The sequence below is a fragment of the Pseudomonas sp. 3HC3 genome, from assembly GCF_044904505.1.
In the GTDB taxonomy this organism is placed as follows: domain Bacteria; phylum Pseudomonadota; class Gammaproteobacteria; order Pseudomonadales; family Pseudomonadaceae; genus Aquipseudomonas; species Aquipseudomonas putida_Y.
Genome location: NZ_JADDRH010000009.1, coordinates 37,388 through 50,042, shown reverse-complemented (window position 1 = coordinate 50,042; position 12,655 = coordinate 37,388). Strand labels below are relative to the sequence as shown.

General features: G+C 62.5%; 10 protein-coding genes. 4 read left to right on the top strand and 6 right to left on the bottom strand.

Annotation, left to right across the window (positions count from 1 at the left end):
• Positions 1-84 precede the first annotated feature (84 nt).
• The 6 genes from accC to INQ47_RS14470 form a co-directional block, all read right to left on the bottom strand.
• Positions 85-1,440, bottom strand: coding sequence for an acetyl-CoA carboxylase biotin carboxylase subunit (gene accC, locus INQ47_RS14495; protein ID WP_003255333.1), 1,356 nt, complete (start codon positions 1,438-1,440; stop codon positions 85-87).
• A gap of 17 nt (positions 1,441-1,457) precedes the next feature.
• A complete protein-coding gene (gene accB / locus INQ47_RS14490; RefSeq protein ID WP_176684382.1) occupies positions 1,458-1,919 on the bottom strand; it encodes an acetyl-CoA carboxylase biotin carboxyl carrier protein in 462 nt (153 codons plus the stop codon).
• Between the two features lie 98 nt (positions 1,920-2,017).
• Entirely contained in the window at positions 2,018-2,473 is a 456-nt protein-coding gene (aroQ, locus tag INQ47_RS14485) for a type II 3-dehydroquinate dehydratase (protein WP_003255330.1), read from the bottom strand.
• Positions 2,474-2,652: 179 nt separating this feature from the next.
• The gene (locus tag INQ47_RS14480) at positions 2,653-4,425 is read right to left on the bottom strand and encodes a protein-disulfide reductase DsbD (RefSeq protein ID WP_404701968.1); all 1,773 of its coding nucleotides are present in this window, start codon (positions 4,423-4,425) and stop codon (positions 2,653-2,655) included.
• A 189-nt stretch (positions 4,426-4,614) separates the two neighbouring features.
• On the bottom strand, positions 4,615-6,168 hold the full coding sequence (locus tag INQ47_RS14475) for a methyl-accepting chemotaxis protein (protein WP_404702008.1): 1,554 nt from the start codon (positions 6,166-6,168) through the stop codon (positions 4,615-4,617).
• A gap of 552 nt (positions 6,169-6,720) precedes the next feature.
• Positions 6,721-8,076 carry a diguanylate cyclase gene (locus tag INQ47_RS14470; protein ID WP_367251155.1) on the bottom strand — a complete coding sequence of 452 codons (1,356 nt, stop codon included), beginning with the start codon at positions 8,074-8,076 and terminating at the stop codon, positions 6,721-6,723.
• A gap of 248 nt (positions 8,077-8,324) precedes the next feature.
• Here INQ47_RS14470 and INQ47_RS14465 point away from each other — a divergent pair, with 248 nt between their 5' ends.
• The 4 genes from INQ47_RS14465 (at position 8,325) to speA (ending at position 12,604) form a co-directional block, all read left to right on the top strand.
• Positions 8,325-9,392 carry a DUF2333 family protein gene (locus tag INQ47_RS14465; RefSeq protein WP_252461238.1) on the top strand — a complete coding sequence of 356 codons (1,068 nt, stop codon included), beginning with the start codon at positions 8,325-8,327 and terminating at the stop codon, positions 9,390-9,392.
• Positions 9,393-9,394: 2 nt separating this feature from the next.
• On the top strand, positions 9,395-9,928 hold the full coding sequence (locus INQ47_RS14460; RefSeq protein ID WP_176684387.1) for an NUDIX hydrolase: 534 nt from the start codon (positions 9,395-9,397) through the stop codon (positions 9,926-9,928).
• Positions 9,929-10,167: 239 nt separating this feature from the next.
• A complete protein-coding gene (locus INQ47_RS14455; protein ID WP_252461237.1) occupies positions 10,168-10,539 on the top strand; it encodes a translation initiation factor Sui1 in 372 nt (123 codons plus the stop codon).
• A gap of 151 nt (positions 10,540-10,690) precedes the next feature.
• Positions 10,691-12,604, top strand: a complete 1,914-nt coding sequence (gene speA / locus INQ47_RS14450; RefSeq protein ID WP_252461236.1) for an arginine decarboxylase — start codon at positions 10,691-10,693, stop codon at positions 12,602-12,604.
• Positions 12,605-12,655 lie beyond the last annotated feature (51 nt).

Below are 12,655 nucleotides of genomic sequence, written 5' to 3'. Positions count from 1 at the left end.
GTCGTTATTTGTGAAACACCACACTAGGCAGGCAATAAAAAACCCCGGCACAGGGCCGGGGTTCTGGTACATCACACTACACGATCACTCCTGGTTGGCCAGTTTGTGCTCGAGGTAGTGAATGTTGACGCCGCCTTTGCAGAAGCCTTCATCACGCACCAGGTCGCGGTGCAGCGGGATGTTGGTCTTGATGCCGTCGACGACGATCTCGTCCAGGGCATTGCGCATGCGCGCCATGGCTTCGTCGCGGTCCTTGCCGTAGGTGATCAGCTTGCCGATCAGCGAGTCGTAGTTCGGCGGAACCGAATAACCGCTGTACAGGTGCGAATCGACGCGTACGCCGTTGCCGCCTGGGGCGTGGAAGTGCTTCACCTTGCCTGGGCTCGGGATGAACTTCTTCGGGTCTTCGGCGTTGATCCGGCACTCCAGCGAGTGGCCACGGATCACCACGTCTTCCTGGCGGAACGACAGTTTGTTGCCAGCGGCGATGCTCAGCATCTCCTTGACGATGTCGATGCCAGTGACCATCTCCGATACCGGGTGCTCAACCTGCACGCGGGTGTTCATCTCGATGAAGTAGAAGCGGCCGTTTTCGTACAGGAACTCGAAAGTACCCGCACCACGGTAGCCGATCTCGATGCACGCATCGACGCAGCGCTTGAACACTTCCTGGCGGGCTTTCTCATCGATGCCCGGGGCTGGTGCTTCTTCCAGTACTTTCTGGTGACGGCGCTGCAGCGAGCAGTCGCGGTCGCCCAGGTGAATGGCGTTGCCCTGGCCGTCGGACAGTACCTGTACTTCCACGTGGCGTGGGTTGGTCAGGAACTTCTCCAGGTAAACCATCGGGTTACCAAAGGCTGCACCGGCTTCGGTACGGGTGAGCTTGGCCGAGGAAATCAGGTCCTCTTCCTTGTGCACCACGCGCATGCCGCGACCACCACCGCCACCGGCGGCCTTGATGATCACCGGGTAGCCGACGTCACGGGCAATCGCCAGGGCAACTTCTTCGTCTTCTGGCAGTGGGCCATCGGAGCCCGGTACGGTCGGTACGCCCGACTTGATCATCGCGTCCTTGGCCGAAACCTTGTCGCCCATCAGGCGAATGGTGTCGGCTTTCGGGCCGATGAAGGCGAAACCGGATTTTTCCACCTGTTCGGCGAAGTCGGCGTTTTCTGCCAGGAAGCCGTAACCCGGGTGAATCGCAGTGGCGCCAGTCACTTCGGCGGCAGCGATGATCGCCGGGATATGCAGGTAGGAATCCTTGGACGATGCAGGGCCGATGCAGACCGACTCGTCTGCCAGGCCCAGATGCATCAGTTCACGGTCGGCAGTGGAGTGCACGGCGACGGTCTTGATACCCAGCTCTTTGCAGGCACGCAGGATCCGCAGGGCAATTTCCCCGCGGTTGGCGATCAGGACTTTTTCGAGCTTCCCAGACATCGTTGGCTCTCCGCGATTCAAACGACGGTGAACAGCGGCTGGTCGAACTCAACCGGCTGGCCGTCTTCTACCAGGATGGCGTCGATGACACCGCCAATATCGGCTTCGATGTGGTTCATCATCTTCATGGCTTCGACGATGCACAGGGTGTCGCCTTTCTTCACGGACTGGCCAACTTCAGCGAAGTTAGGCGAGGTCGGCGAAGGCTTGCGGTAGAAGGTACCTACCATTGGCGAACGGATCACAGTGCCTTTCAGGGCCGGGGCAGCAGCAGCGGCTTCGGCGGCTGGGGCAGCAGCGGCAACCGGGGCAGCGGCAGGGGCGGCAGCCATAGGCGCCGGTGCGTAGAACTGCTGGGCTGCTGGAGTCTTGCTGTGACGGCTGATACGGACCGACTCTTCGCCTTCCTTGATCTCCAGTTCGTCGATGCCAGACTCTTCCAGCAGCTCGATCAGTTTCTTGACTTTACGGATATCCATTAATCATCAACTCCCAAAGGTTCGGTCAGGGGGCGAAATACAAAAAACGTATCTGAAACGTTTCTCTCGAACCCCGGCCACTTAGGCCAGGGTTTTCATCATTTGGGCTGTGCGTTGGCAGCCAGTTGTTCCAGTGCGGACTCCAGGGCCAGGCGATAACCGCTGGCGCCCAGACCGCAGATCACCCCTACGGCAACATCGGAAAAGTAGGAGTGGTGACGGAACGGTTCGCGTTTGTGCACGTTGGACAGGTGCACTTCGATGAATGGGATGCTCACCGCAAGCAATGCGTCACGTAATGCGACGCTTGTGTGGGTGAAAGCAGCCGGATTGATCAGGATGAAGTCCACACCCTCGTTGCGTGCGGCGTGAATGCGGTCGATCAGTTCGTATTCGGCATTGCTCTGCAGGTACTGCAGATGGTGGCCTGCGGCGCGGGCACGTTGCTCCAGGTCCTGGTTGATCTGAGCCAGGGTCACGGCGCCATAGTGGCCTGGCTCGCGAGTACCGAGCAGGTTGAGGTTGGGGCCGTGGAGCACCAGTAGCGTTGCCATCTGCGGATTCCTTGGATTTGTAGGGCAATTCGACACAGCGCGGCGAGTGTGCCGTAAAGCAACGGCAAGTGTCCAGTTCCCGGCAATAGCCAGCACGATGTCCGAGGTTCGCGCGAAGTATGTGACCGGATAATTAAATCCGGTCATTCATTTCAGGATTTTTCCCGGCTCGCGGGAAGTTATAGACCGACTTTGCCGCGTACGCGCGTCAGAATCTGCGCAAATTCACCGGCATTTATCTCGCCAATCACCCGATCAGCGGTAATTTCGCTGCCGTTCGCAGCAAAAAACAGCAGGGCGGGTGGGCCGAACAGCTGGTAGCGGTCGAGCAGCTTGCGTTGCTCGGCATTACTTTCGGTGATGTCGAAACGCAGCAGTTTGAAGCCGGACAGCTGTGTTTGCACCTGCGGTGCATTGAGCACCTCATGCTCGATCACCTTGCAACTGATGCACCAGTCGGCGTACCAGTCCAGCAGCACTGGCTGGCCGGCGGCCTTGGCTTGCGCCAGGGCTGCGTCCATGGCATCAGGTGTGGTGATGGTCTGCCAGGCATCGGCTTTTGCTGCCGGCAGACCGCCGCTGGCGGCCAGTGACGCAACCGGCAGTGGGCGCAGTGGGTCGCCCTGGCCAGTGAGGGCGCCGTACCAGCAAGCCAGCGCGTACACCAGCAAGGCCAGACCGAGCAGTTGCGCCAGGCGCTGGGGCGTCGTCTTGACGACGAATTCCAGGGCGCCGAGGAACAGAGCCACACCCGCAGCAAGGAAACCGACCAGCAGCAAGGTCACAGGGCCTGGCAGTACACGGCTGAGCAAGCCGATGGCCAGCCCCAGCAACAGTACGCCGATGGCGTTTTTCACCGTGTTCATCCATGGGCCGCTTTTGGGCAACCAGGCCGCGCCCCCGGTGGCCACCAGCAGCAACGGCGCCCCCATGCCCAAACCCAGGGCGAACAGCTTGAGCGCACCACCCAGGGCATCGCCACTGGCACTGATATAGAGCAAGGCACCGGCCAAGGGCGCCGATACACACGGAGAAACCAGCAAGCTGGAGAGCACACCGAGCACTGCTGCGCCCAGCAGCGAGCCGCCCCGGGTGTGGTTGGCGACGTTGTTCAGGCGGTTACTCAGGGCCTGGGGCAGCTTCAGCTCGAAGAGGCCGAACATGGCCAGGGCGAACACCACGAAGAACAGCGCGAAGGGAACCAGCACCCAGGCCGACTGCAGGCGCGCCTGCAGGTTCAGGCTTGCACCGAACAGGCCCATCAGTGCACCGAGTACCGCGAAGCTGGCCGCCATTGGCAGCACGTAGGCCAGCGACAGCGCCAGGCCGCGCACGCCGCCAACCTGGCCGCGCAGCACCACACCGGAGAGGATCGGCAACATCGGCAGGACACAGGGGGTGAAGGTCAGGCCGACCCCGGCGAGGAAGAACAGCAGTAGCGACTTCCAGTTCCAGCCGTGTTCGCGGGTGGCCGGTGCGTTTGCAACGCCTTCGCCATCGATACTCAGGCGTGCGGTTTCCGGTGGGTAGCACAAGCCCTTGTCGGCGCAACCCTGGTAGCCCACCAGCAGGGTGAAGGCGCGTGGGTCTTTGCGTGGCAACTCGATATCGAGCACGCCGTGGTAAACCTCGACGTCGCCGAAAAATTCATCGTGCTTGGGCTCACCCTTGGGGATGTTCGGCGTGCCCAGGGTGATATCGGCCGGTTCCGTGTGGAACTGGAAGCGGTGCCGGTAGAGGTAGTAGCCATCGGTGGCGACGAAGCGCAGCTTGATGGTTTGCGCATCGGCCTGGACAAGGTTGAGCTTGAAGGCCTCGTGTACCGGCAGGAAGTCGGCGTTGTTGGCCAGCGAAGCGGCGCCGAGGGTGGCGCTGGGGCGGTTGTCGAGCAGGCCTGCGGCGAAGGCAGGGCTGGCCAGCAGCAGGAACAGCATGAAAAACAGGCGGCGCATGGCGGACTCGCGAGGTGGAACTTGCTCGGCATGATAACGGATGCGCAGGAATAATTGGCCCGAAACAAACGTAGGAGCGGTTTTACCCGCGAAGCACCGCGCGGGCGGCGCTCGATCTCCCAGGCGCAGCACATGTCCCGTCGAACACCACCCAACTGCTACACCTGTCCTGGCCACCACCCCGCTGACTCAGACCCTGAACGCTCGCACCGCCCGGTTCAGCTCACCGCCCAGGCTCAGCAACTGTTCGCCTTGCTCACGCCCCTCGCCAATGCGCTGCAGGTTGTCTTCACCCAATTCGTGAATCCGCTCGCTATGGTCACGAATCTCGCTCACTGCGCCACTCTGCTGCGCCGTGACATCGGCAATCCGCACCGCCGTATCGGAAATGGTACGAATGGCACAGACAATCTCATCCAGTGCCCCATCCGCCGCCTGGGCTTGACCGGCCGTGGCCTCGGCGTGTTCCAGTTGCGCGCGCATCCCCGCCACCGAACTTCTGGCCGCCTGCTGCAAGCGGTCGATCAATGCCTGAATCTCGCCGGTAGCGCCCGTGGTGCGCTGGGCCAGTGAGCGCACCTCATCGGCAACCACGGCAAAGCCACGGCCCATCTCGCCGGCACGGGCCGCTTCGATCGCGGCGTTCAGTGCCAGCAGGTTGGTCTGCTCGGCAATCGAGCGGATCACCGTCAGCACCCCGCCAATGGTTGCCGACTCTTCCGCCAGTTGCTCGATCATTCGGGCGTTGCCTTGCACTTCATCGACCAGTTCCCGCAAGCCCGACAGGCTCTGGCCAATTACCGCCTGGCCTTGTTCCACGGCACGCCCGGCATCGCGACTGGCCTCGGCGGCTGCGCTGGCATCGCCGGCCACTTGTTGAATGGTCGCTTCCAGTTCGCCCAAGGCATCGCGGATCTGCCCGGTATCGCCGGCCTGGCGCTCGGCGCCGCCGTGCAGCGCGGCGCTCATGCCGGCCAGGGCGTGGCTGCTGCCGGCCACCTGCTCGGCGTTATGGCGAATGGTGCCTACCAGCTCCACCAGGTACTGACGCAGGCGGTTGAGCGACGCCTGGATGTCGTGCAGTTCGCGGTTGGTCTTGCCTAGGGCGATGGCCTGGGCGAAGTCGCCCTCGGCCCAGCGTGACAGGGCCGGGGCCAGGCCGGTCAGGGTGCGTGCCAGGCGCCGTTGCAGTGCGTCGATCAGAAGGGCGATCAGCAGGATCAGGCCGATCATCAGGCCTTGGATGATGCGCACCTCGGCAGCAATTTTTGCATGCTGGCCGCGTACTTCGGGCTCCAGCGCGGCGATGGCCTGTTGTACTGCTTCCAGGCGCTGGCCGGTGCTGGTGGCCAGCTCGGCGCGGCGCTCGATCTGTTCGCGGGTGCGTTGCAGTTCGGCCGGGTAGCGATTGAGCAGGCTTTGCAATTCACGCTTAAGGCCCACGGCAATGTCTTCCTGTTGGGCGCTGGCCTGGGATTCCAGGCCCATCATCGCAGCGAAGTCGTCTGCACCGGATTCGGCCGTGCGGGTTACGCCGAGCAGTGGCAGGCCGTCGATTGTCTGGGCCTGGGCGCGGATCAGTTGTAGCTCGCGCTCCACCTCATCGGCCAGCTCCGGGCGGCCGCTGCTGACCAGCTTGTCGCGAGCCAACGACAGCCGGCTCAGGTGCACGGTGGCGTCGAGCAAGGGCAGCAAGTAGCGATTGGCCTCGGCGTTGCCACTGTCGCGGGCGTAGCTGGCCATTTGCTCGAAGTTCGCCCCTAGCTCCCGTTCGGCTTGCAGCAACAGGGCTTGCGGGTCGCCGGCCAGCTTGCCGGCGGCCAGCAGTTCGTTGGCGGTGAAGGCCTGCAGGCTATCCAGGCTGGGGCGCAACTTCTCGGCCAGCTCAACGGGCCAGTCCGCCAGTGCGGCCTGCAACTGCTGGTTCGCCTCCATGGCGGCGGCCTGGCGCAGGGCGTCGCCGCTGCCCAGGTAGGCCTGGATATTGCGCGCCGCCTGGTTCTGAAACTGCTGGGACAGGCCCAGATAGCGCTCCATCATCTGGTAGGGGCGCTCGAGGGCGCGCTGCGACCACCACAGGGTGGCGCCCAAGGCGATACACACGGTCACCAGCAACAGGGTGTTGAAATTGGTCAGCCACTTCAGGCGCATAGCCACGAACTTCCTGCGCAGGGGAGAGGTAGGCGCCTGAAGTTATTGCGATTTTGTGACGGGGTGATGACGCCAGGGGGCTTGGAGTCAGAAAAAAGTGGCACAGTGCCTCTATTGGTATGGCCGGCACGGTGAGTGCGAATCTCAGGGCTCTACACGAACGACGCAATTACGCCCCGCATGCTTGGCCCGGTACAGCGCCTCGTCCGCTGCGCTGGCCATGGTCAGTGCATCCAGCCCCTCATCCAGTTGCACCACGCCGGCGCTGAAGGTGCACTGCAAGTCTCGTGGCTGCGCCGGGTAGAGAATTTCGGCAAAGCGCCGGCGAATTTCGTCCAGCACTTTGTGTGCGGCGTCCAGCGCGGTGTTGGGCATGACGATGGCGAATTCCTCGCCACCGTAGCGGCCAATGAAATCGGTCTTGCGCAAGCGCTGCTTGAGGAATAGAGCAAGGCTCTTGATCACTCGGTCGCCCATGGGGTGGCCATGGCGGTCGTTGATCTTCTTGAAGTGGTCGATGTCGAGCATGGCAAAGCTCAACGGCTGCTGTTCACGGCGGGCGCGGAAGCTGCAGTCTTCCAGCAGCTGCAGGATATGAGTGTGGTTGTACAGCCCGGTCAGGCTGTCGCGAACCATGCGCGCCTTCAAATGGCGGGCGCGGGCGGCGCGGTTGCGCACGGTAGTGATCAGGTGGCGTGAGCGAAACGGCTTGGTCAAAAAGTCATCACCGCCTTCGCTCATGGCATCCAGTTGCTTGTCCAGGTCGTCCTCGGCAGACAGGTAGATGATCGGCACACTCACATAACGGTCGCTGTGGCGGATTACCTTGGCCAGCTCCGGGCCGGTGCAAGCCGGCATGTACAGGTCAAGGATGATCAGGTCGGGCTGGAAGTCGGCAAGCTCTGCCATCGTGCGGATCGGGTCGGTCAGGCTGCGGGTGAGCATGCCGGCGCCGGCCAGTACACGCTCGGTGTACAGGGCCTGGGTGCGCGAGTCGTCGATGATCAGCACGCGCAACGGGTCGTGCGGGGCGGTGTTGGTCAGCAGTTCGACCTTTTCCAGCAAGCTGGAAGCTTCCAGGCTGCCGGTGAGAAAGTCCTGACCACCGGCGCGTACTGCGGCAAGGCGGGTTGGGGTGTCGGCTTCGTGATGGCTGAAGAACAGCAACGGAATGGAGCGTGCCAGGCCCTGCTGCACCTGGGCGGCCAGCAGCAAGCCCAGGCCGGCGCCGGTGAAGTCGACGTCCATGATGATGGCCGAAGGCGGGTACTCGCTGATCGAGGCGAGAAACGCCGCGGTGCTCGGCAACGCTTGCACCACCAGGCCAAAGAATTCCAGTTGCTGGGCCAGGCGCTGGGCACGCTCGTGGTCCTGCAGCAGGATGTACACCGGTTTGCGCACGGGCAGCAGCAGCTGGTCGAGCGGGTCATCCTTGCGCAGGCCGTTACGCGTCAGCGGTTGGACGGGGCACTGCGGGCTTGGCTCGACTGCTTGGCTCATGTCCTGGCTACTTATAGGTTGGGATGTGCAGGGGCAATGATGGCTCTATGCTAGCAGCTCTTTTCAAGTGCGTGAGTGCCCTGCGTCAACAAAGCGGGCAGAACGAATATTCAGTTGCTGACTGAATGGTCGCTTATGCGTACGGTGGTGTCTGCTTTATAGTGCTGGCATTCGGGCTTACCGTGGCACCCTAGCGCAGGCCTGTGGTCAAAGCCCCTGAACCGTCGTGACTGATTAAGGACAAAGCCATGCTGGACTGGAAAAACCGAGAGGCCAAAGCCGAGCCCCGTGAGCGTGTCGACGGGCGCAGCGCAGCCGCCCGTAGCTACCTTGGCGGCCTTTGGAGCCGTGCCCTGGGGACCCTGATCGGGTTGTACCTGCTGGTGTGTATCGGCCTGGGCTGGTACTGGAGCCAGGAGCCTGCTCTGTTCCCTGTGCAGCAAAACGCCCAGGCCGCAGCCGAACGTGCTGGCCAGCAGATGGTGGTGGGCTATACCACCGTCGAAACCCTCAAGACCGTGGCCAACACTTTGCTGAACAAGCCGGGCGGCTATATTTCCAACGACCGCTTCCCGCCAGGGCTGTGGATGGACAACATGCCAAGTTGGGAATATGGCGTGCTGGTCCAGGTCCGCGACCTGTCCCGTGCTCTGCGCAAAGACTTCGCCCGTTCGCAGTCGCAGTCCACCGAAGACGCCGACCTGGCCAAGGCCGAGCCACGCTTCAACTTCGACAACAAGAGCTGGATCCTGCCGTCGAGCGAGTCGGAGTTCGAAGAAGGCATCAAGTCGCTGACCCGTTACCAGACCCGTCTGGCTGCTGGCGACAAGGGCGCGATCTTCTATACCCGCGCCGACAACCTGAACAACTGGCTGGGTGACGTGGCAACCCGTCTGGGCTCGCTGTCGCAGCGTCTCTCGGCCAGCGTTGGCCGGGTCAAGCTCAACTCCACGCTGAAGACCGAGTCGGTCGTTGCCGGCCAGGCGCCGCAGGTGGACGAGGAGCTGGTGGAAACCCCATGGCTGCAGATCGACAACGTGTTCTACGAAGCCCGCGGCCAAGCCTGGGCGTTGTCGCATCTGCTGCGTGCCATTGAGGTGGACTTCGCCGACGTGCTGGCGAAGAAGAATGCCACGGTCAGCGTGCGTCAGATCATCCGTGAGCTGGAAGCCTCGCAAGAGCCGCTGTGGAGCCCGATGGTGCTCAACGGCAGTGGCTTCGGTATGTGGGCCAACCACTCGTTGGTCATGGCCAATTACATTTCCCGGGCCAACGCCGCGGTTATCGACCTGCGTCAGCTGCTGTCGCAGGGTTGATGATGGCTATCAGCCCCGCCGAGGCCGCCCATCGGGCGGCTTCCGACCGCGAGCTGGTCACCTGGGTGGACGAGACCGACCAGGTACTGGGCGCCTTGCCCCGTGCCGAGCTGCGCGAGCGTGGCCTGATCGGGCGCTGCACGTTCATTCTGCTGTTCAACAGTGCCGGTGAATTGTGTGTACATCGGCGTACGCTGAGCAAGGCGCTGTACCCAGGGTATTGGGATGTGGCGGCGGGCGGCATGGTCACGGCTGGGGAGGCGTATGCCGAATCGGCAGCGCGCGAGCTGGCCGAAGAGCTGGGCATCGAAGGCGCCGAGTTGCGCTTCCACGAGCGGTTCTACTTTGACCAGCCGGATAACCGCTTGTGGTGTGCGGTGTATTCGGCTGTGTCGGATGCGCCGTTGCGGTTGCAGCCGGAAGAGGTGATCGAGGCGCGCTTCATCGGTCTGGAACAGGCTGAGCAGGAAAGCCTGAGCAAGCCTTATTGCCCGGACTCGTTGGCGGCGTTGCAGCGCTACAAGGCCACTTTGTAGGCTCGGGTTTGCCCGCGAAATACCGGCCCAGACACCCGTTTCGCAGGGCAAGGGCTTTGCCCTTGTTCGCGGGTAAACCCGCTCCTACACAACCGGCGTATTTATCGTTACACTGCGCGCCCTTTTCGGGCTGCCGCAATTCTTGCAGCAGTAGCGCCGCCCCTGCCAGAGTGGGGCTTCGCGGTCGGCCTCAACCCCAAGGCACGACCAGTTTTTGTCCTCAGCACCGAGGAACAAAAGTGGCCAAGAAAGCTTCTTCCTTTTCCGCCCTTGGCGGTCTCGTGTACTCCACCGACGCCGGTCGGCACTGCTCCGACTGTGGCCAGCCGGTGGATGCCTGCACTTGCAAGCAGCAAATCATCCCCGAAGGCGACGGTATTGCCCGCGTGCGCCGCGAAAGCAAAGGCCGTGGCGGCAAGACCGTGACCACCGTCACCGGCGTGCCGCTGCCGCCCGACCAGCTCAAAGAACTGGCGACCACGCTCAAGCGCCGCTGCGGCACCGGCGGCGCCTTGAAGGATGGGGTTATCGAGATCCAGGGCGACCATGTCGAGCTGTTGATCGGCGAGCTGACCAAACAGGGTTTCAAGGCGAAAAAGTCCGGCGGCTGAGGCCATCGCGCGATTTTTTGCCCAGCGCTTTCTAAACTCGTTCTCGTGGTCAGGGTCTATGCCTGAGCACGGATGAATCGTCATTTTCAGCTTTTACACTCGCTCCGCTGCCTGCGGGGCAGTGTCTTCGACTTATCTATAGGGGACTTGAATGTCCGTACGACGCACACGCAAAGACGATGGTAGCCAATGGACCGTGGCCGACAGCCGCAGTGTTTATGGCATCCGCCATTGGGGCGCTGGTTATTTCGCCATCAATGAAGCCGGGCGCGTCGAAGTGCGCCCCAACGGCCCCGACAGCGCACCGATCGACCTCTACGAGCAGGTGGACGAACTGCGCCAGAGCGGCCTTTCGCTGCCCTTGCTGGTGCGCTTCCCCGACATTCTGCAGGACCGCGTACGCCAGCTGACGGGTGCGTTCGACGCCAACATCGCGCGCCTGGAGTACCAGAGCCAGTACACCGCACTGTATCCGATCAAGGTCAACCAACAGGAAGCGGTGGTGGAAAACATCATCGCTACGCAAAACGTTTCCATCGGCCTGGAAGCCGGCTCCAAACCCGAGTTGCTGGCAGTGCTGGCGCTGGCGCCGAAGGGCGGCACCATCGTCTGCAACGGCTACAAGGACCGTGAGTTCATTCGCCTGGCGCTGATGGGCCAGAAGCTCGGCCACAACGTGTTCATCGTCATCGAGAAAGAGTCGGAAGTGGCTCTGGTGATCGAAGAGGCCGCCGAGCTCAAGGTGAAACCGCAGGTTGGCCTGCGTGTTCGCCTGTCGTCGCTGGCCTCGAGCAAGTGGGCCGACACCGGTGGCGAAAAGTCCAAGTTCGGTTTGTCCGCCGCCCAGCTGCTCTCGGTGGTGCAGCGCTTCCGCGATGCGGGCCTGGATCAGGGCATCCGCCTGCTGCACTTCCACATGGGTTCGCAGATCGCCAACCTGGCCGACTACCAGCACGGCTTCAAGGAAGCCATCCGCTACTACGGCGAACTGCGTGCGCTGGGCCTGCCGGTCGATCACATCGACGTAGGTGGCGGCCTGGGTGTGGACTACGACGGCACCCACTCGCGCAATGCCAGCTCGATCAACTACGACATGGACGACTACGCCGGCGTGGTGGTGGGCATGCTCAAGGAGTTCTGCGACGCGCAGGGCCTGCCGCACCCGCACATCTTCTCCGAGAGTGGCCGTTCGCTGACCGCGCACCACGCCATGCTGGTGATCCAGGTCACTGACGTCGAGAAGCATAACGACGACGTACCCACCATCGAGAACAAGGAAGCCCTGCCCGAGACCGTGCAGTGGCTGGCCGACCTGCTTGGCCCGACCGACATCGAGATGGTCACCGAGACCTACTGGCGCGCCACCCACTACATGGGTGATGTGGCCGCGCAGTACGCTGACGGCAAGATCAGCCTGGGCGAGAAAGCCTTGGCCGAGCAGTGCTATTTTGCCGTGTGCCGTCGCCTGCATAACTCGCTGAAAGCCCGCCAGCGCTCGCACCGCCAGGTGCTGGACGAGCTGAACGACAAGCTGGCCGACAAATACATCTGCAACTTCTCGGTGTTCCAGAGCCTGCCGGACACCTGGGCCATCGGCCAGGTACTGCCGATCATCCCGTTGCACCGCCTGGACGAAGAGCCGATGCGGCGTGCGGTATTGCAGGACCTGACTTGCGACTCCGACGGCAAGATCAACCAGTACGTTGACGAGCAAAGTATCGAAACCAGCATGCCGGTGCATGCGGTGAAGGAGGGCGAGGATTACCTGCTGGGCGTGTTCCTGGTGGGTGCCTATCAGGAAATCCTGGGTGACATGCACAACCTGTTCGGTGACACCGACTCGGTGAACATCTACCAGAATGCCGACGGCAGCGTGTACCACGCCGGTATCGAAACCCACGACACCATCGAAGACATGCTGCGCTACGTGCACCTGTCGCCGGAGGAGTTGATGACGCATTACCGCGACAAGGTTGCCAGCGCCAAGATCACTGCGCGTGAGCGGACCCAGTATCTGGATGCCTTGCGCCTGGGCTTGACCCGGTCTTCGTACCTGTCGTCGTAGTTGTTGTCGGGCCCGCTCCCGCAAAAGTGGACTGCCCCAGGAAGTTGGACA